Origin of the sequence: Spirosoma taeanense (assembly GCF_013127955.1) — a bacterium.
In the GTDB taxonomy this organism is placed as follows: Bacteria; Bacteroidota; Bacteroidia; order Cytophagales; family Spirosomataceae; genus Spirosoma; species Spirosoma taeanense.
On the sequence record NZ_CP053435.1, the window covers coordinates 4,304,935 to 4,326,131 of the forward strand.

Sequence of the window (21,197 nt, forward strand, 5' to 3'; positions counted from 1 at the left end):
CTCCTGAAGGCTACCCAAAATTTTGGTATTCAATGGATCGTAGCGAATGAGCCGACTGGCTATTTTTACCTAATTCGCCGGGGAGCAAACAGCGCGGGCCATTGCGACAATTTATCCTGTTTCGGGCTCATCCGCCCGAACACCTGTTGGTTATAAATCAGGGTATCAGCCAGAGTTTGGGTCGATACAATATAGTTGACCGGTGGCTGAGTATCCAGCTTCCGGCTAGGCGTACGCACCCGTATATGATAACACCGGATCGACGGTTTTAAGGGCTGATACCAGATATAATCCCAGTCGTTCTCCCCAAGTAGCAACCCTACCCGGAGCGAGTCGTCCGGCTGTTGATTAAGAAACGTGGTGATCGATCGCTGAAACGGCAACAGATTCCGATCGTTCACGAAATAGTTATCCGACCGACTGTTCAAAAAAGAAACCGGCTGGGTGAGTGGCGGTAAGGTCAGCAGGGGCCGCGTGGGGTTGGTCAGCGCAAAACAAACGCCCGATACGACCAGCGCAGCGGCCACGTAACGCCCGACGACCGGGCGATGACGAACCGCAGCGGCCAGTCCCAGCCCACCAATAGGTGATGCCAGGAGAAACAGTGTCGTATGCAGACGACTATGCCAGGGCTGCCACTTCAAATACGCACAAAACAGTAGAAATATACCGAATACCAGTACGGCCAGCAGCCGAAACGATCGCCGGTCAGGGGTTCGGGACAGCCAGATTACGCAGCCCGTCAGCCAGAGCAGGTGAAGTGCATTAGCGGCATTGTCTTCGTTGTTTCCGAGCATGGGCAGATCAAAAATCGTTCCGCCATAGGTTGTGCGGCTATCATTTGCCGGGAGTTCCAGCCAATCGTGCAGCGTTTCAACGCTATGCTGCGCTACCCAGCTTGCCAGCGGAACCTGGCAGTGCAGGGCGAGATTCCGACTAACGTTCGACAGCAGTGCCGCTGGCGTAAATAACTCATTAGTATATCGGCTCTGCTCTTCGCTGTTAGCCAGCGGATTGTTATAGACCCGCAGGTTCCGGCTGAAATGACTCGCGTTGAGCAACAGGCCAAGCCCCAGTATAAGCATCGAAGCGCCAGTGAGCCGTATCAGCGGCCGTAAAAAACCAGGCTTCATCAGCCGGGCTATTTCCAGCAGACCCCAGGTAAGCAGGATGGGGGCAGCGAACAGGTAGGCGGTCCCTTTCGTCAGGAATGCACACCCTAGAGCCAGGCCCGCCCAGATCAGATCAACGGTTTGCTGAAGTTGATAATACCGCAGCAGGTACACAACCAGCGTAATTAAAAAAAACGACACGATGACATCATTCTGCGTTGAGGACGATTGCAGAATAACCATCGGGATCGTTGCCGCTACAAAAACGGTCGCTACCTGTGTCGTGCGATTACCCCCCAGTTGCCTGCTCAGCAACGAGAGCGCAGCCAGACACCCCAGCCCGGAAGACCACTGTACCAGATTCACAAACGCATCTGAGCCGCTCAGCAGCATCGTGTGCAGCATAATCCACTCCGACAGCGGAGGCTGGTACAGCTCGCGCTCCAGATGCGTGGCAAACGGCCGAACGCTCTGCTGCTGCATCCAGTGGCTAATCCGACCGAGGTGGTACGCCAGCGAGTCGAAATTATTGGGTGGATAAACCAGCGCCGTTACCAGAGTGAACGTACTGATTCCGGCCACGGCAGCCAGCCAGACGCGTTCCGGCCCGTTAACCCTGAACCGCCGGATGATTGGTCCGCCAGTTCGTTCCCACTCAAAACCTGCCCAGCCCACACAGCTTACCGCAGCCACTGTCCATGCCCAGCCCAGAACTGAAGCGTTCAGCCGGGCTCCGTAACTAAGCGCTTCGGTCAGGCCAATCAACAAGGTGACCCACAGTAATGACGCAGTTAACAACCCAGATCGAACCGGTGCTTCAGCCTTCTTTTGCCGGTAGCGGGATGCCTGAATAAACCACAGGCTACCGAATACTATCGGCGGTAGAAGTAACTGCATACGGGAAAGGCTGGTCGACAGATGAAGTCTGACCGGGTCTCAGACGAACAAACAGATTGTATTTGACGATGCAGTAGATAGCCCGGAAGCCATCTTTCCAGTTAATCTTTTTGCCCTCAGCATACGTCCGGCCATAATAGGAGATACCGACTTCGTAAATGCGGATACCCGGTACGCGGGCCAGTTTAGCCGTCACTTCCGGCTCGAAACCAAATCGCTGTTCACGCAGCGGCAACTGTTTAATGATAGCGGTCCGGAACACCTTGTAGCAGGTTTCCATGTCCGTCAGATTCAGGTCCGTGAACATATTCGATAGCAGAGTCAGAAACTGATTGCCAATCGAATGCCAGAAGAAAAGAACCCGGTGCGGTTGCCCACCCATAAACCTTGACCCATATACGACATCGGCCCGGTCTTCGAGCAGAGGTTGCAGCAGGTAACCGTATTCGCGGGGGTCATACTCCAGGTCGGCATCCTGTACAATCAGAAAATCGCCGGTACACTGGCGGATACCGGTGTGGATGGCGGCTCCTTTACCCTGGTTGATGGCGTGGCGAATGTACTGAATGGGTAACGACGGATGCGTATCGGCAAATTGCTGAACAATGGCGCCCGTTCGGTCTTTCGAACAATCATCCACCACAATAATGTCAAGGTCTACATTCTCGGGAAGAGGTGCGGTTACAACACGTTCCAGTAAATTACGTATTGTTCGCTCTTCATTGTACGCAGGTACAACAACAGATAGCTTCATAGGGGTAAAAAGGGAAGGTCAAACAGCTAAAGATAACCTTCCGCGTTGGAATGTCCAACACACCCTAATCAGAAAAATAGCAAACAAGGTGTTGATTCATAAGTAGATATGTCACCAACCTGTTACCAATTCAAGCAGCCAGTCCGGTTTTATAAATAATCCGATAATCGGTATTGTTAACCCAATAGCCAGCCAGACAGCCCCCCCCGACACCTGAGCGGGTTGTGCCGAATCGGGCTGAGCAGGCCCTGAGCGAAAGAACAGCAGAAAAGGTATTTTGAGGTAATAAACCAGCGAGATCAATGCATTGAGCAGACCCAGGGCGAAGAGAACCAGCAGCCAGCCTTCTCCGCTTTGCTGGTAAGCCTCGAAAAGCGCCGAAAACGACAGAAGCTTCGCCGTAAAGCCAACCGTTGGCGGCAGGCCCGTCAGGGCGAGCATCACGACGGTCAGGGCTACCGATAGCAGCGGATGCTTAGGCCCTAACCCGGCAAAATGGCGGATGGTTAGATCACTGCCGTTGCTGCGGGCGAGCAGGTCAACCAGGAAAAAAGCAGCCAGCGAAATAAACAGGTAGGTACCGGCATAGAACAGCACCGCTTCGAAACCGGCCTGGTTCAGCGCCACCACGCCAACCAGCAGAAAGCCCGCGTGCGCAATGGTTGAATAGGCCAGCAGCCGTTTGGCATCGGTTTGCCGCAGAGCCGAGAGGTTACCGATCAGAATCCCTGCCAGGGCCAGCACCGCTAAAGGTTTCTGCAGCGAAGCCATAGTGGCCCCTGCCGAGGCCGTCTGCATCGGCAGAGCTGTCACCAGCCGCATCAGGACCAGCACCCCGGCCGCCTTTGGGCCAACCGAGAAGAAAGCCGCTACCGGAACGGGAGCGGCTTCGTACGCATCCGGTGTCCAGACGTGAAACGGAACGGCCGCCAGCTTAAACAACAGACCTGCCAGCGTCAGTAGAACCGCTACGGCGGCCACGGTTCCGTCCTGCCGGGCCAGTTCAGCGCCGAAGACATCAGCGGTCAGATCGAAGGTACCCGTCATACCATACAGCAGCGACATCCCGTAAAGCATTACCGCCGAGCTGACAGAGCCAAAAAGCAGGTATTTGATCCCCCCCTCCGAAGCCTTACGGTCGGCGGTAAGGGCCGTCAGCAGGTACGAACAGATCGAAACCAGTTCAATGCTGAGATAGATGCTGAGCAGATTGACCGACAGCGTCATCAGAAACAGGCCCAGCGTCATGGCAACGAGCAGGGAATACCATTCGATCGGCAGACGCTTCGGCAGCGTGAGGATTTCATACCATATAACGAACACCGCACCCAGAGCAACCACTACCTGAAAAAAAATTGCCTGCCTGTCAACAAACAGGAGGTGCATGAACAAAAACCCACGGGTCGGCAGCAGCACCGCCCATACACCTGCAACACCCACGGCGACAATACTCAATACCGCAACCCACCGACGCGCCCGATCCGGGACCGATCGCAGCAGCAGCTCTACCAGCAGCAGTCCGCAGAAGGCAGCCGATAGCCAGATCTCGGGGCCAAAGCCACCGAGGCTGTTCAGAATATCAATGAGTTGATCAGCGAGCGTCAAAATAAACGTAGGGTCAGGTAGGCATGAGCAAAGCGGGCAAGGACGGCCATCTTCAACCGTTCACGTCTTGCCTGCTTTGCTCATATTCGTTTGGATTAAAGTAATCCATCTTGCCGGGGCTGCCCGTCGTAAGTGCGCAGCTGGACCGGGTTCTGGCTCTTGCGCAGACGAATATTCAGGAATTCGACCAGCAGCGAGAACGCGATGGCAAAGTAAAGATAACCTTTGGGTACCGTTCCGATTTCCTGCTTGAAGACGACTACCTCCGACAGGTGCGCACCTTCAGCAACGAGCATGAAACCGATCATGATCAGAAACGCCAGACCTAGCATCTGAATCGTAGGGTGTTCATTGACAAACCGGCCAACGGGTCCGGCAAAGAACATCATAATGACAACCGATACAATAACGGCGATCATCATGATCGCTACGTTCTGCGTCAGCCCGATAGCCGTCAGGATGGAATCAATCGAGAAAACGATGTTAGTCACGGCAATCTGCGCAACCACGCTCCCGATGGTTGCGCGGCCTTTGGTGCTGCCTGTTTCGTTCCCTTCAGGGGCCCCTTCCAGCTTGTGGTGGATTTCGGACGTAGCCTTATAGAGCAGGAACAGTCCCCCGGCGAACAGAATCAGGCTCTGACCCGTCAGGGCGGCTTTGAACCAGCCCGTATCGACATGTGTAAACGGCTTACTCAGGGAGATAACAAATGAAATACCCAGCAGCAGCAGCAGCCGGAATGCCATTGCCAGAATCAAACCGATGTTCCGGGCTTTGGGCTGTTCGCCGGCAGAGAGTTTATTGGCCGCAATAGAGATAAAAATGATGTTGTCAATACCCAGAACGATCTCCAGAAACGTCAGGGTCAACAGGCTGATGATGGATTCGGCAGTAAATAGGTCGCTCATAACAGGACAGAAATCGAAGCCGCAGGACTGGTTTATGTAGAGTGGCCTTGCTGGTTCGGGTCAAAATTACGGTATCAAGACCGGTCTGCAATAATTTGTTCAAGAAAGAGCAGTAAACGGGACAAACGGTTACCCAGTGACCCAAACGGCGGGGCTGGCACAGGCTTACACTACCTTCCATAGTAACATAATCGCCCTTATCCGCGTTATCACAAAAACTTTGTTGCCCCCGGGCAACTAAAACCGGCAGCCTACAGCCGGAATCATTCAACAACCTGACAAATGTCTGTGACGAAGTCACTTGTCCGTATTCTTCTTGGTTTACTTGCCATTGTGTTGCTGCTGGCGGGGTTTGTGGTATTGGTTGCCACAACGCCCTGGGGCCAGCAGTTCGTTACGCGGCAGGTTAACTCCTATCTGGCCCAAAAGCTCAAGTCACCCTTTCATATCGGTCGTGTTCGCTACTCCATACCCGATTACATTGAACTGGAAGACGTTTTCTTCAAAACGCCCAAGGGGGATACGCTCCTCAATGGAGGCCGGATGCGGGTTGACCTCGACATGTGGGGTCTGCTCAATAACCGGGTAGCGCTCAACCAGATTGAACTGGAACGTATTCGCCTGAACGTCAGGCGAACATTGCCGGATACAACGTTTAATTTTCAATACGTCCTCAATGCCTTCGATACCAGCACTGAGCCCGAACCCGCCGATACCGTAGCAACACCCATGGCCATTACGCTGACGGGTATTACCCTCAAGGATGTTCGAATTAACTACAAAGACGACGTTGTGGGCGCCGATGTCAACGCCTACGTGGATAGCTTGCGGGCGAACTTCGACAAGACTGACGTTTATAAGTCGCAGTACCACTTAAGCGACGTATCCGTAGATGGGCTAAACGTATTTACGCGGCTTTATGAAGGCTTACCGACACCCGACAGCCCGGCATCGGACCCAGCTGATTCGCTCGACATTGGGCTGGGCAAATGGACTGTCAACCGGACGAAGTGGGACGTTCGCGTTGAAACCGCCGATTTTCGCACTCAGGGTAGTATTGGGCGGCTGGCGATGGAAACCGACTATTTTTATCTGAACGGCGCGAAAATCGGTATCCGCTCGCTTGACCTGGCGAATTCTAATATTGCGGCCACGCTAACCAAACCAACTAAGAAAGCGGCCACAACCGCTCCGGCTGCTACAACATCAACCACCGCCACAGGACCGGGCTGGCAGGCCAGACTGACAAACGTTCGATTTGCAAACAACCGTCTGCGCTTCGACGACGAGACCGCTCCCCGGCAGCAAACCGGGCTTGACTATAGCCACCTCGATCTGCAGAGCCTGGGTATCAACGGCCGTTTTCTGGTGTATCAGGACCTGGGCAGCCGCGGGCAGCGGGTTAGCGGACAGCTACGTAATGGCCGGTTCCGGGCGTCGAGCGGGTTTGTGCTGCAACAGATGAACGGCGACGTGCTGTATACCGACACAACGACAACCATTACGCGGTTTCTTTTTCAGACGCCAACTTCGCTCCTGCGCGATCAGCTGGTACTGCGCTACGACTCGCTGGGGCAGTTGACGAATCCCCGGTTTGCCAGCCGCGTGAGCGTGCGGGTCAACCTGCGCGACACCCGCCTATCGGTAGCCGATGTATTGCAGTTGGCCCCCGACCTGGCCGATACGCCCCCATTTGCAGCCAACAGCGGAGGAGTCTTCCGTTTCAACGCAAAGGCGACGGGTACCCTGGCGGCCCTATATGTCCCCCGCTTCGAGTTCGATCTGCTTACCGGCACCCAGATCCGGGCCAGCGGACGGCTAACGAACGTAACCGATCCTAACCGGATTGGCGTTGACCTGACCATTCAGAACGCTAGCACCAGCCTGGCCGACATCAATAAACTGGCGCCGAAAGGCTCGATTCCTTCATCGATTGCCCTGCCCCCTTCGCTCCGGCTGACGGGTAAACTCCGGGGTAAGCTGGATGACCTGACCCTTGACGCCAACCTGCGCACCGAATGGGGTACGGCCGACTTCGACGGTACGCTGGCCGGGTTTGTGGCCGGCAGGAATCAGGCGTATAAGGGCACCCTGACCCTCGATCAGTTTGATGCAGGCAAATGGCTCAAACAAACCGGAACGGTTGGTAAACTAACCGGACGGGCAACCGTCAACGGGCGGGGTATTGACGTCAACACGCTCTCTACCCGCTTCGATCTGAACGTTCAATCGGCCGATATTCAGGGGTATCGCTACCAGAATCTGGATGCAACCGGCAATCTGACCAACGGCGCTCTTGCCATTACGGGCACCCTGAAAGACCCCAATGCTAACCTGAGCCTGGATATGAACGTCGGCCTGAAAGGCGAGTTTCCGAGCGTAGAGGGGCAAACGGTCATCAATGAACTGAATCTGCAACCTCTGAAGCTGTATACTGACCCGCTATCGCTCAAAGGCCGGATCATTCTGGATATGGCCTCGACCGATCCGGCCCGACCCGTTGGTACTATCTCAGCGAGCGACGCCGTCGTGACGCTGCAGGGCAAAAGCTACCCCGTTGATTCGCTTTACGCCCGACTCACAGCCGATGGCACCATGAAGGGCGTTGTGGCTCAGGTACCCGGCGCCCGGTTGAACCTGAACGGCCAGTTTGAATATGCCAGTCTGTACGACATCCTGGCGGGAGAAATCAGCCGGTATGTGGCCATACCGGATCTGACGTATAAAAAGATTCCGCCACCGTATGCCTTTACGCTCAACCTGAAAGCCTACCAGAACCCGCTGCTGCGTGCCTTCGTACCGGCCCTTACCCGGCTGGATACCGTTCGGCTGAATGCTTATCTGGACAACCAGCGAGATACTACCCTTTCGGCTACGCTCCGCACCGGCGTTGTCGTCTACGATACGAACACCGTGCGCGGCAGCGATCTGGCGCTGCGGGCCGTAAACAATCAGTTGTTTGTGAATGGCAACGTCAATGAGCTTGACCTGAATGGACTGACGATTGGCCCGACCAGTCTGACCGGTACGGCCGCCAATAATCGGTTTCAGTTTGCGGTCATCAGTAAAGATTCCATTAATCAGCCCCGGCATGCACTAGCCGGTACGCTCAGTATCGTCGAAAAGAATTACCGGCTGCAGCTCGCCCGCAACGGTCTGCTCACGAACTACGAACCCTGGACGGCCGACACCAGCGGTTTTGCCCAGTATGGTCCCGACGGCGTTCTGGTCAATAACCTTCACCTGGAAGCGGGTTCACAAACGCTGGAAATAAGCAGTACAGAACCTTATGGAAACGCTCCTCTGCGGATCACAACGCGAGCCGTCGAGTTGGCGAATCTGGCGCGACTTACGGGGCAGGATACGACCCTGGCCAGCGGGCAGCTGAACGGTACAGTCGTTGTGCGCGACTACATGGGCGACGACAATCAGCTTTCATTCATTGGCTCTGTTTACGTCGACAGCCTGCAGGTGACCGGGCAGCCCATTGGCAACCTGACTGCCCGCTTCAACAACACCGAAGATGGCCGGATCAATGTCAACACGGTTCTGACTGGACCCTACAACGATGCCACCATAACCGGCTTTTACAATCCTGAAAATGCCAAACAGGCGCTTAATCTGGCTGTCGCGCTGAAGCGGCTGGATGCCCGCACCATCGAAGCCTTCAGTTTTGGCGAGCTGCGGCAGGCCAAAGGGCAGCTAACGGGCGACTTCACCGTGGCGGGGGCCATTGACAACCCGCAGCTAAACGGCAGCGTGGCATTCGACTCCGTAGCGTTCAACGTCAAACAACTCAATGCGACCTATCGCATTGATCAGGAAAGGCTGGCCTTTTCGGGACAGACCATTACGCTGACAGACTTTAATGTGCGCGACGCGCAGGGGCGCACCCTCGCCACCGATGGTACGGTGGTGCTGCGCAACCTGCCCGATGTGGCTTATAACCTGCGCGTCCGGGCCGACAATTTCCAGGTGCTGAATGCGGCCCGCAAAGACAACGATTACGCCTATGGCCAGGCGTCTGTCACCGCCGACCTCCGGATAAAAGGCGCCGGAGACAGCCCATCTATTAACGGTACGGTCCGGCTCGAAGATGGCAGCAAGGTGTCGATCGTGCTGCCGGATGAATCGCTGTCAGTCGATGAGTCGAGCAAGATCGTTACGTTCATTGACCACAATGACTCGCTCGCAATCCGAAAATACCTGTACCGGCCCAAAGTTGATAGTCTGCCCTCCCGCCTGGCGTTCGATCAGCTGACGAACTCCAATATCTCGCTCGATCTCGAAGCCGACGAAAAGTCGGAGCTGACCATCGTAATCGATGAGCTGAACGGCGACTACCTGCGGGCGCGGGGCAACGCCCGGCTTAACGTCAGCGTCAATGCCGCCGGGCAGATATCAGTGCTGGGCCGCTACGACGTAACGGAGGGCGAATACGCCATGACGTATCAGGTGCTGAAGCGGCAGTTCCAGATTCAGAAAGGCGGCTACATCAGCTTCACGGGCGATCCGCTCCAGGCCGACATCAACATCACCGCCATTTATACGGTGTCTGTCCCCCCCGCCGATCTGATCGGTAACGAGACCACGTCCATCGACGCAGCAGCCGCCAAGCGGAAGCTGCCGTTCGACGTGGCGCTGACCATCAGTAACAACCTGGTTGCCCCAAAACTTGATTTCGATATCCGGCTGCCCGAGGCCGAAGAAGGTTCTGCCGCAGCCTCAACGGCTTTTGCAACAACAATCGAGAATAAACTCCGTACGCTGCGGCAGGATCAGTCGCAGATGAACAAGCAGGTATTTGCTCTGCTCGTCCTGAACCGGTTCCTGCCCGAAAATACGGCGGACTTCTTCTCTGGTTCAGACAATGGCGGACTGAATACCCAGGCTGAGGGCATTGCCCGAACCAGCGTCAGCAAGCTGATCTCCGACCAGTTGGGGCGCCTGGCATCGGGTGTGCTGAAAGGTTTTGATGTAGACTTTAACCTGCTGTCGCAGACGGGCAGCGCCAATACCGGCGGGACCACCAACGGTGCCCGGACAGACCTGAACGTAGGTCTGTCGAGAAGCTTTCTGGAGGGGCGTCTGACGGTATCCGTCGGGCGGAACTTCGTTCTTGAAAACGCAGCCCAGAGTGCTACCCGAAACCCCAACGAGGTCTTCGACAACGTCTCAGTGAACTACAACATTACGCGGGATGGCCGCTATGTGCTGCGGGCCTACCGGCGCAATGACTACCAGGCGGTGCTGGATGGCTACATCATTGAAACGGGTATTGGCTTCATTATTACGGTTGATTACAATACGCTGGCCGACCTTTTCAATGGGTCGCCCGGCAACCCCGCGCTGAACTGATTATGATAAACGGTATAAAGCAGATTACCGGTCGCCTATCTTTCGTTCGGGCAGAAGCGACTGAAACCATAACCCGAACAATTCGCCCCGGCTTACCAGCGGGGGCTGGCTGGCCACTTCCTCCGGTACTGCGCTGGCTTTGCTTTGCTCTTTTATTAAGTCTTAATGCCTGTAATATCGCGAAACACCTGCCCGCCAAAGAGCGGCTATACATGGGTACCGATATTGTGATGCACGCGGATTCGACGGTTTCTGAAACCGAGCAGTCGGCGCTGGAAGACCAGCTCATGACCCTGGCCCGGCCCCGGCCCAACAAGCAGCTTTTCGGCTATCCATACAAAGTGGGATTATACTACCTGTTTGGCGAACCACGCAGTAAAAATGGGTTTCGGTCCTGGTTCCGGCGTAAGTTTGGTGAAGAGCCAGTGTTTGCCAGCGCTAAGGCCATTTCGTCGAGTATTCCCATCTGGGAAGCCACGCTGAAAAACGAAGGTTATTTTGGCTCGCAGGTAAGCGGAGAGCTTAAGGAGGAAGGCTACAAGGCGAGGGGCGTCTATCAGGTCAACGTAAAACCCCGGTTTTACATTGATTCCGTAGCCTTTTATTTGACCGATTCATCAGTCGTCCAGAAGGCTCTACGGGCTACCTCGGACCGAACTATCTTCAAGAAGGGCGATCCCTACCGCTTCGATAACATCAAGCTGGAACGCGAGCGCATCAGTCAGGCCATCAAGCAGCGCGGTTTCTATTACTTCCTGCCCGATTACATAACCATCCTGGCAGATAACGATTCGGCCAACCACCAGACGACGCTCATCTTCGCCATTAAACCCGACATGCCCGCTGCAGCCGGGGTTCCTTATTACATCCGCGATATATTCATTTATCCCAACTACAACCTGTCGACGGCCCGCCAGGATACCAACCTACGTCGGGCATATCAGTCCGATCAGCAGTTTATAATCGTTGACTCAACGCGACGCTTTAACCCCAAATTATTCCGTGATGTTGTTACGCTCCAGCATGGCAGTCGCTATAATGCCCGGCAGCAGGATCTGACGCTGTCGCGGCTTATTAACGTAGGCGCATTTAAGTTTGTCCGGAACCGTTTCGACCCGGCGCAGCAGGGCGACTCGGCGGTGCTGGACGTGCACTATTACCTGACGCCCTATCCGGCCAAGTCCATGCGGCTGGAACTGGACGGCACGTCGCGTTCCAACAACTTCAGCGGTACGCAGGCCATCCTGAGCTGGCGGGACCGTAACTTCCTCCGGCGGGCCGAACTTCTGACGGTCAATGCCAACGTAGGGATTGAATTTCAGGTTGGTGCGGGCGATCAGAGCCTGACCAATTATCGCTACGGGGCTGATGCGACGCTGAGTTTCCCGCGTCTGGTCAGTCCGCTGAGCTTCCGGGCCGATCAGCGGCAGGCGCTGCCTAAAACCAACGTAACGATGGGCTACCAGACTAACATCCGGGGCGGACTGTACCGGATTAATGCCTTTCAGACTACCTTCGGTTACGCATGGCGGCAAAGCCAGCGGCTCGAACACGTCTTTCAGCCCTTCAACGCAAACTATACCTTTGTGCCGCTCGATAAGGTCGATTCCCGGTTCTATGATATCCTGATCGATCCGGAAGTGCCCGACGTCATCAAAGCTCAGTACAATAACATACTGTCATCAGATCAGCTGATACTCAGTACGCTCTACACCCTCAATTATACCTCGTCGCCCCGTATTCCTTTACCGACTACGTTCCGGATCACGTCCAACGTTGAAGTAGCCGGCAACCTGGCCAACCTGCTGACCAAACAACAGGTGCCCGGTCAGCAGACAACCATTTTCAAGGTCCCTTTTGCCCAGTTTCTGCGCCTGGATGGCGACTTCCGTTTATACCGGCGACTGGGTAAGAACCTGAACTGGGCAAATCGGCTTTTTACGGGCGTTGGGATTCCGTACGGGAACTCGAAGGGATTTCAGCTTCCGCTGGCCCGGCAGTATTTTGTGGGAGGGAGCAACAGCATCCGGGCCTTTAGACCGCGTGCCATCGGGCCGGGTCTGTACACCCGCGATACGATTCGTAACGTACCTACCTTCCAGGACGGTGGGGGGGATATCCGGCTGGAGGCTAACACAGAACTACGGGCAAAACTTAACAAGTATCTCGAACTGGCCTTCTTCGTTGACGCGGGCAACATCTGGACCTACTACCCAGCCGCCCGTTTCACCGCCGATCCGCAGGCTACGGCGTTTACGTCTGAATTTTACAAACAGGTCGCTGTCGGTACCGGGGTGGGGCTTCGGATCGACCTCTCTTATTTCCTGCTGCGCTTTGATCTGGCCACCCCCCTTCGAAAACCCTATAAAACCAACGGCAGCGAATGGGTTATTGACCAGATCAATTTCCGCGACCGCGACTGGCGCAAGCAGAATCTGGTGTTCAATATTGGGGTGGGCTACCCGTTCTGATCAGCCTGATTAGGCGAGAAGCCTTTAGGAAGATGGCCGCTTTTCCAGCACGGGCCGGAGCACATTCCAGACCGTATTGGCTACAATTCGGTGGCCGGCGGGCGTTGGATGAATACCATCGGGTTGATTCAGTTTCGGTACTCCGCCCACGCCTTCGAGCAGGAACGGTATCAGAATCGCCTTGTTTTTTTCAGCGAGTTCCCTGAACAGGTCACGGAACTCGCGGGTGTAGCTGGTCCCCATGTTCGGTGGAATCTGCATACCGGCCAGGACCAGCGTGGTCCCTGGGCTTTTACGCCGAACGGTATCCATGATGGCCTGCAGGTTCTGCCGCGTCGACGCCAGAGGCAGGCCCCGCAGCCCGTCGTTGCCACCCAGTTCCAGCACAAATACGGCCACCGGCTGACGCATGACCCAGCCAATCCGACTTTTACCGCCCGCCGTTGTTTCGCCACTCAGCCCGGCGTTAACGACGGTGTAGTTCAAACCCGCCGAATCGATCTTCTGACCCACCAGCGCCGGAAACGCCTGCTGCGGTTCGACACCGTACCCGGCGGTCAGGCTGTTGCCATAGAACAGAATAACTTGCTTTTTGGCGGGTGCCTCAGGGGTTGAACCGGCCGAGCGTCCGGTGGCTGCGCTGGCTTCCTGCTCGCTGGTTTTCGTGTCGGACGAGCCACACCCCCAGACCGTTAAGACCAGCATCAGGCCGCTTATCACGGAATATGGCATTCGGGTTATCATCGAGAACTTCATCTTGAATACGTGGGTTAATCGTAAATTACAGTACGACGGGCCATTCTGTGCTAATTAAAGGACCAGACACCTTATTTTGTTCCATGAGCATCCTACGCGTTGAGAATCTGACGAAAACTTACCAGAGCGGGGGGCGCAGCCTGACCGTATTGCACGACGTTAATTTTACGCTTGAACCCGGCGATACATTCGCCATTGTTGGGCCATCGGGCAGTGGCAAAACCACCCTGCTCGGTCTGTGCGCCGGACTCGACCGGGCTTCCTCGGGCAGCGTTTATCTGAACGATATTCGCCTGGATACACTCAGCGAAGACCAGCGGGCGGCCGTCCGAAACCAGTACGTCGGTTTTATCTTCCAGAATTTTCAGCTCCTGCCGACACTAACGGCCCTCGAGAACGTAATGGTGCCGCTTGAGCTGCGGGGCGAAAAGGGCGCCCAGAAAACCGCCCAGGCCCTGCTGGAGCGCGTTGGTCTGGGTCAGCGCGGCCACCACTACCCTACCCAGCTATCGGGGGGTGAGCAGCAGCGTGTATCGCTCGCCCGGGCCTTCGCTAACCGGCCCCGCCTGCTGTTTGCCGACGAACCCACCGGCAATCTTGATGCCGACACCAGTGCGACCGTCGTTGATCTGCTGTTTGAGCTCAACCGCGAAGCCGGCACAACGCTCGTACTCGTTACGCACGATCTGGAACTGGCTTCCCGTACCCAGCGCGTCATTCGCATTAAGGGAGGTACGGTCGTGTCCGATACGAAAGCGGAACCGGTCGAAATTTCGTCCCGACCATAAACTGCCCCTCACGTAAAGGCGCCTGGTCCTATAATTAGAACCCACCCATGGATACCCCACGGTTTAAAGATACTCTATTACCCCGTCCCGGTTTCGGCTGGCTGTTCCGGATGGCCTGGCGCGACAGCCGCCGGAGTCGGCAGCGGCTACTGCTGTTTATGTCGGCCATTGTGCTGGGCATTGCCGCCCTGGTGGCTATTAACTCCTTTGGCGACAATCTCGCCAAAAGCATCGACGAGCAGGCCCGCGAACTCCTTGGCGCCGACCTGACGCTCTCGTGGTCACGCCCGCCCTCGCGCCCAACGCAGCAACTTATAAAAGCCATGGGTCGCGACCGGGCCTATGAGGTTTCGTTTGCTTCCCTGGTTTCCATTCCCAGAACCGGCGGAGTCAGGCTGGCGCAGGTAAAAGGGCTACAAGGTAACTTTCCCTACTACGGTACGTGGGAAGTCGAACCCGCTTCGGCCATCCAAACATTTCGGCGGGGTAACAGCCAGGTCGCGCTGGTAGACGACGCCTTACTGGTTCAACTGGGCGCGCAGCCCGGCGACTCCGTTCGGGTAGGTAACCTGTCGTTTCTGATTGCGGGGCGGGTGACAAAAACCCCGGGGCAGGCGGCTATTGCGGCTACCGTTGCGCCAACGGTTTTTATTCCAAATGCTTACCTGGCAAACACCGGCCTGCTCCAACGCGGCAGCCGGATCAACTACAAATACTATTACCAGTTTGCCCCCGGTACCGACGTAGCGGCTTATCTCAAGAAATACGCGGCCCGGCTGGATAAAGACGGGGTCAACTCAGACACCATTGCCGAACGTAAACGGCAGACCGGCCGCTCGTTCGGGGACTTAACTAAATACCTTAGCCTGGTTGCCTTTGTGGCTCTACTGCTGGGTTGTGTAGGTGTCGCCAGCGCGGTGCAGTTGTACGTAAAGGAAAAAGTGTCGTCGGTTGCCATCCTGCGAACGCTCGGTGCCAGCGGTCGGCAGGCGCTGCTGATCTATCTGCTCCAGACCGCCATCATGGGCCTGCTGGGCGCTACGCTGGGTGCCGTGCTGGGGTCAGCGGTACAGCTGCTTCTGCCCCGCGTATTCGGAAATTTCCTGCCCATTACGGTGCAGACCGACCTGTCGGGTCCTGCGATTCTGAGCGGCATCGGTACGGGCCTGCTGATTTCGGTGCTGTTTGCCCTGCTGCCCCTGCTGGCTATTCGGAACGTATCGCCCCTTCGCACGCTCCGCACATCCTACGAGGCCGATTTGAGCGGTCGTGATCCGTTTCGCTGGTTGGTGTACCTGCTGGTCCTTGGTTTCATTATCGGCTTCGCGTACCTCCAGACCCGGAACCTCTCGCTGGCGGCTGGGTTTACCGGCGGACTCGCCCTGGCCTTTGGCATTCTGACCGCTTTGGGCCTGGGGCTGATCTGGCTCGTGCGCCGGTTTTTTCCGGCTTCATGGAGTTACGTCTGGCGGCAGAGTCTGGCGAATCTGTATCGTCCCAACAACCAGACGCTCATCCTCGTTACGGCCATTGGTCTGGGCGCGTTTCTGATCGCTACGTTGTATCTCACGCAGGGTCTGCTGCTCGGTCGGGTCGAGCTGTCGGGCAGCGGCAAACAACCGAATATGGTGCTGTTCGACATTCAGAACGAGCAGCTCGCCGGCGTCCGGTCGCTGGTGAAGCAGCAGAAACTGCCCGTTTTGCAGGAAGTCCCCGTCGTGACGATGCGCCTGTCCGACATCAACGGGCGTACCGCCGAAGCCATCCGGAAGGATACCGCCATAAAAGTACCCAACTGGGCCTTTACCCGCGAGTACCGCATCACCTACCGCGATTCGCTGATTTCGTCGGAAAAGCTGGCGGCCGGTAAAGCGCCTTATCAGGCCGACGGCAACATCTATGTTTCTGTCGAAAAAGATTTTCTCGACCGGCTACACCTCAAACTGGGCGATACGCTCAACTTCAACGTACAGGGCGCCCCTATTCCGGTCATCGTCGGCGGCACCCGCGAGGTCGACTGGAACCGGGTGCAAACGAACTTCCTGCTTGTATTCCCGACCGGCGTGCTGGAACAGGCCCCGCAATTTCACGTCCTGATGACGCGGGTGCCCGACAACCAGACCTCGGCCATGTTGCAGCGGGGTCTGGTCAGCCGCTTTCCCAACGTGTCGGCCATTGATCTCGGTCTGATTTTGAAAACGGTAGACGAAATTCTTGAGCAGATTTCGTTCGTCATTCGGTTCATGGCCCTCTTCAGTATCCTGACGGGACTGCTGGTGCTGGCCAGTTCAGTCGTCATCAGCAAATACCAGCGGCTGCGCGAAAGCGTCCTGCTCCGAACGCTCGGTGCCAGCCGAAGCCAGATTCTGCGGATTACAGCCCTTGAATACGGTCTGCTGGGCCTCCTGGCGGCTTTGTCGGGTATTCTGCTGTCGCTGGCCAGCACCTGGACGCTGGCACGGTTCGTTTTTGAAGTTCCATACCGCCCGGCCCTTGTACCGCTGGCCGTTGTAGCTGGTATCGTTACGGTATTGACAGTCGTAATCGGCGTCTTCAACAGCCGCGAGGTGCTGGTCCGCCCCCCGCTGGACGTTCTGCGGGCAGAAGGCTAAGGTTTACTGAGCCAGATACCCGCCATCAACCGGGTAATACGACCCGGTTACGAACGAAGCCTTATCCGACGACAGCCAGATGACCAGTTCGGCTACTTCCTCGGCTTTGCCCAGCCGCCTAATGGGATGCATACCAATCAACTGCTGCCGGGCCTCCTCGGGCAGGGTTGACAGCAGGGGCGTGTCGATATAGCCAGGTCCAACGGCATTGATTCGAATTCCTTTCGAACCGTATTCGAGCGCTGCCGTTTGAGTCAGTCCAACCACCCCATGTTTAGCGGCCACGTAGCCCGGCGAATTGGGTGTACCGACTTGGCCAAGAATGGACGCCATGTTTACAATGGCGCCACTGCCTTGCTTTACCATCTGGGCGAGCTGGTACTTCATGCAGTAGAAAACGCTGTTCAGGTTGATATTGATGATTTTTTCCCAGCCCTCCAGGCTGTAATCGGCAGTCAGGTTTAGCTCGCCCCCAATACCGGCATTATTGCAGGCAATGTCCAGACGGCCATACCGGTTAACCGTCTCGTTAACAAGTCGCCCGCAGTCGGCGGGGTCACCCACGTCGGCCAGGACAAAGTGACTCTGTACATCCATTCCTTTGATTTGCTCGACGACAACTTGCCCTTTTTCAGCATCAAGATCCGATACAAGGACATTTGCGCCATGTTGCGCATATAAGAGAGCAACGGCTTTACCAATCCCCGAAGCCCCCCCGGTTACGAGCGCCGTTTTACCAGCGAGTGAGTGTTCCATACGGTTTGTTTGTTTGTCAGAGAACCTGACTACCGCAAAATAGTTGGAAACCCGGCGGCTTATTGCTTCAGCGAGCGTATGTTTAGGGTATGCATACGCCCGTTACCTCGCCGATATATTCTCTGGTCAGGACGCTATTTCTGGCCCTTATGCCCATAATGGTGCACAGCCAGTCCACCAGACAGGCCCGAACCAGCCAGCTTACGGTCACCCTCCTTGATGCCAGTACCGACAAGCCCACGCCCACGCGCGTCCGGCTTACGCAGAATGGCCGCGTCGTGGCGAAATTACCCGCCGAAGCCGTCGCCGTGATGTACGGCCTCTGGGATCATGAAGACGGGTACGCCTATCAGCCCGACAGTTCCTTTTACGTAGCCGGCCGTTTCCAGTTGAACCTGCCGCCTGGCCGTTACCAACTGACCCTGTCGAAGGGGAACGAGTATCTGCGCCAGGAGCACGAGTTGGTGGTAAAACAGGGAGTCCCGCTGCGAAAAACATTCCGGCTCCAGCGCTGGGTCAACATGGCCGCTAAAGGCTGGTATTCGACCGACGGGCACATTCATCTCCGGCGGTCGCCCCGCGAGAACCCGCTCATTCTAACCTGGCTACAGGCCGAAGATGTCAACGTTGGGGCGTTGCTGCGGATGGGCGACTTCTGGGAGACGTATTACCCGCAGTATGCTTACGGCCAGAAAGGGCTTCATCAGCAGGGTAACTTTCTGCTCACCAGCGGACAGGAAGACCCACGCACGCCCGAACTGGGCCATGCCTTCGCGCTGGGAGCCGCTGACCGCGTCCGTCGTCGGGACCGGTATTATCTCTTCGATGAAGTCTTCGATAAAATCCACCAGTTGGGCGGTCTGGTGGGTTACGCGCACCAGGCCGAAACCTTTCATGGCTATCGGGGGCTGACGCTCGACGGGCTGCGCGGCAAAGTCGACGCCCTGGAGCTGCTTCAGTTCTGCGTGGATGAACACCCACTGCACACCGAACATTACTACCACTTTCTTGACCTCGGCATTCCCCTCACCGCTACCGCCGGTTCGGACTTTCCCTGGTGCGGCCGCGATCATGGCCACGGGCCGCCTGAGCGTTCGGCAAGGATTGGCAATGCCCGGTTTTATACCTACCTCAACGACTCGCTTACCTTCGCCAACTGGCGAAACGCGGTTCAGGCGGGTCATACGTTTGTTTCCAGTGGGCCTATTCTTGATCTGCGGGTCAACAACGCCCTACCCGGCGACCGGCTTAATCTGAAGCGGGGCAGCGGCCTAACGGCCACCGTTCACGCTTACGGTCACGCGAACCAGGTGCCGCTCGATACGCTGGAATTGATCAGTCACGGCCGGGTGATTGGCCGGGTAACGGCTCGTGAGGCCGGTCAGTCAGCAGCTCATCTAACGCTGACCGTAACACTATCGGCAGTAGAGCGCGGTCAGTGGATGGCGGCCCGCTGTACGGCAGGCCCCGGGCAGGCGGCCCACACCACGCCGGTTTACGTAACCATTGACGGCGGTGGCTTTCATAATCCCGAAACGGCCAGCCGCTATCTCGATCTGAGCGAACAGTACCTGCGCGAGATCGAACAGGAAATCAGTAAACCCAACCCGGCCATTGAAGTGCAGGCCTGGCGGTATCAGGATGGGTTGAAAACCCGAATTGCCGAAACCCGACGCATTATTGCCGATTTACGGAAGAAACTGCGCTGACGGGTCGGAATAGTCCGGTCGTCAATAGGGGTAACTACGCATTTTTTAGAAACCGGGAATCCGCGCTAAAACCCCTGCGAACCGCGAGGGAACTTTGTCCCATTCAAAACCCTCAATCAAGCGTACGCGTCCGTCATGGAAAAATCGTTCTGGTTCAAGTCCTGGGAGTTAGAAGGTCATTACACCAGCTTTCATCATAAAGAAGTTCACTCCTATGTTCTGAAACACCTGCCGCCGTTTGCGCTGGAAGGCAAGTCGATTTTTGTACCGCTCTGCGGCAAAAGTCTCGACATGCTGTACTTCAGTCATTTTGCCAGCCGGGTTGTTGGGGTTGAACTGGTTGAAAAAGCCATCGTTCAGTTTTTCGAAGAAAACCAGTTACCGTATGTCCAGCGGGGCAGCCGATTCACATCCGGCAACATCACCATCTTCTGCTGCGATCTGTTCACGATGAACGCCGGGGACATCGGCCCGATTGATCTGGTCTATGACCGGGCGTCGCTGGTGGCCCTGCCGCAACCGATGCGGATGTGCTACCTGCAAACGCTCGAACGACTCATTCCCGTAGACGCTCTGCTGTTTTTAAACACGCTCGAATACGCGCCTGCCCTGCCCTCACCGCCCTTCAGTATCTCGACCGAAGAAGTAAAGGCTTATTTCCCCAACTACGTCATTGACCACGTCGAAAGCCCGACCCTGCCCAATCACGGGATGGTGCATAAGTTCAGGCTGTCGTATCTGATCGAACACGGTTTTCTGATGCGCAAGCTATATGACGCGCCAGTATATGTTGATGCTGAAGAGCTGGCCGGGATTCTGAATTAGGAACGGTTATTTCCAGCGGGTTACGTCCAGCACGTTCGGACAGAAATCGTATTCGTCGGGCTGGTTGGAGCCGATTAGCAACAGCCGGGGCGGCCGGCCATCGGCTGGTTCAATCAACTGACGGACCTGCTCCTGATACCAGGCTGCGCCCTGCCGGTCCAGATTGGACGTTGGTTCATCGAGAATAACAACCGGCGCTTCGGCAAAGAAAGCTAGGCCCAGTTTGACGCGCTGCTTCATGCCCGACGAGAAATACTTGATTTCCTTATGCCGGGCGTGGGTCAGCAGCAGCCGGTCGGCCACCATGGCGGGTGTCAGACCGGCGCTGAACGGCTTGAACGTCTGGTGAAACGTCAGCAGTTCGTCGAGCGTCAGCTCTTCCACCAGTTCCAGATACGGGGCCGCGATGCAGATCTGGCGGAACCAGTCGTCCGGTTCCAATGGGCGGCCGTTCTGTTCGTAAACCAGCTTCCCCTCGGTGCTGGGCAGACTTCCGGCCAGCAGTTGCAGCAGAGTCGATTTACCACTGCCGTTAGGCCCAACAAACGTATAGCTGTTTCCGGCGGAAAGCGTTAGATCGACCCGTCTGAAAATCCATTCCTTCCGGTATTTCTTACCGATCTGTTCCGCCCTGATTGTCACCATA

At 56.2% G+C, this 21,197-nt stretch carries 13 protein-coding genes; 6 read left to right on the forward strand and 7 right to left on the reverse strand.

Features of this window, described 5'->3' with window-relative positions:
- Window positions 1-65: 65 nt before the first annotated feature.
- The 4 genes from HNV11_RS18035 to HNV11_RS18050 all read right to left on the reverse strand — a co-directional run bounded on the left by HNV11_RS18035 (window position 66) and on the right by HNV11_RS18050 (window position 5,276).
- Window positions 66-2,009: an ArnT family glycosyltransferase gene (locus tag HNV11_RS18035; protein ID WP_171740987.1), complete on the reverse strand. Its 1,944-nt coding sequence runs from the start codon at window positions 2,007-2,009 to the stop codon at window positions 66-68.
- A complete protein-coding gene (locus tag HNV11_RS18040) occupies window positions 1,975-2,763 on the reverse strand; it encodes a glycosyltransferase family 2 protein (RefSeq protein WP_171740988.1) in 789 nt (262 codons plus the stop codon). Before HNV11_RS18040 ends, HNV11_RS18035 begins: the two co-directional genes overlap by 35 nt.
- Before the next feature lie 111 nt (window positions 2,764-2,874).
- Window positions 2,875-4,368 (reverse strand): NADH-quinone oxidoreductase subunit N, encoded by a 1,494-nt coding sequence (locus tag HNV11_RS18045; protein WP_171740989.1) that lies wholly within the window; start codon window positions 4,366-4,368, stop codon window positions 2,875-2,877.
- A 95-nt stretch (window positions 4,369-4,463) separates the two neighbouring features.
- Window positions 4,464-5,276, reverse strand: a complete 813-nt coding sequence (locus HNV11_RS18050; RefSeq protein ID WP_171740990.1) for a TerC family protein — start codon at window positions 5,274-5,276, stop codon at window positions 4,464-4,466.
- A gap of 282 nt (window positions 5,277-5,558) precedes the next feature.
- Between HNV11_RS18050 and HNV11_RS18055 the strand changes: the two genes are divergently transcribed.
- Together HNV11_RS18055 and tamL are read left to right on the forward strand one after the other, a co-directional pair.
- Complete coding sequence (locus HNV11_RS18055; RefSeq protein ID WP_240163548.1) at window positions 5,559-10,634, forward strand: translocation/assembly module TamB domain-containing protein; 5,076 nt, start codon at window positions 5,559-5,561, stop codon at window positions 10,632-10,634.
- Between the two features lie 2 nt (window positions 10,635-10,636).
- The gene (gene tamL, locus HNV11_RS18060) at window positions 10,637-13,105 is read left to right on the forward strand and encodes a translocation and assembly module lipoprotein TamL (protein WP_240163550.1); all 2,469 of its coding nucleotides are present in this window, start codon (window positions 10,637-10,639) and stop codon (window positions 13,103-13,105) included.
- A 24-nt stretch (window positions 13,106-13,129) separates the two neighbouring features.
- Here the strand turns inward: tamL and HNV11_RS18065 are convergent, their stop codons facing one another.
- Entirely contained in the window at window positions 13,130-13,837 is a 708-nt protein-coding gene (locus HNV11_RS18065; RefSeq protein WP_394353869.1) for an arylesterase, read from the reverse strand.
- Window positions 13,838-13,944: 107 nt separating this feature from the next.
- Here HNV11_RS18065 and HNV11_RS18070 point away from each other — a divergent pair, with 107 nt between their 5' ends.
- Both HNV11_RS18070 and HNV11_RS18075 read left to right on the forward strand, forming a co-directional pair.
- Window positions 13,945-14,649 carry an ABC transporter ATP-binding protein gene (locus HNV11_RS18070; RefSeq protein ID WP_171740992.1) on the forward strand — a complete coding sequence of 235 codons (705 nt, stop codon included), beginning with the start codon at window positions 13,945-13,947 and terminating at the stop codon, window positions 14,647-14,649.
- 110 nt (window positions 14,650-14,759) lie between these two features.
- Window positions 14,760-17,261: an ABC transporter permease gene (locus HNV11_RS18075; protein WP_171742234.1), complete on the forward strand. Its 2,502-nt coding sequence runs from the start codon at window positions 14,760-14,762 to the stop codon at window positions 17,259-17,261.
- Window positions 17,262-17,264: 3 nt separating this feature from the next.
- Here HNV11_RS18075 and HNV11_RS18080 read toward each other — a convergent pair whose 3' ends face one another.
- Entirely contained in the window at window positions 17,265-18,017 is a 753-nt protein-coding gene (locus HNV11_RS18080) for an SDR family NAD(P)-dependent oxidoreductase (protein WP_171740993.1), read from the reverse strand.
- Window positions 18,018-18,106: 89 nt separating this feature from the next.
- Between HNV11_RS18080 and HNV11_RS18085 the strand changes: the two genes are divergently transcribed.
- Entirely contained in the window at window positions 18,107-19,726 is a 1,620-nt protein-coding gene (locus HNV11_RS18085) for a CehA/McbA family metallohydrolase (RefSeq protein WP_171740994.1), read from the forward strand.
- 135 nt (window positions 19,727-19,861) lie between these two features.
- Window positions 19,862-20,551 carry a class I SAM-dependent methyltransferase gene (locus tag HNV11_RS18090; protein WP_171740995.1) on the forward strand — a complete coding sequence of 230 codons (690 nt, stop codon included), beginning with the start codon at window positions 19,862-19,864 and terminating at the stop codon, window positions 20,549-20,551.
- 6 nt (window positions 20,552-20,557) lie between these two features.
- On the opposite strand, the gene HNV11_RS18095 is transcribed toward HNV11_RS18090, so the two are convergent.
- Complete coding sequence (locus HNV11_RS18095) at window positions 20,558-21,196, reverse strand: ABC transporter ATP-binding protein (RefSeq protein ID WP_171740996.1); 639 nt, start codon at window positions 21,194-21,196, stop codon at window positions 20,558-20,560.
- Between the last annotated feature and the right edge of the window lies 1 nt (window position 21,197).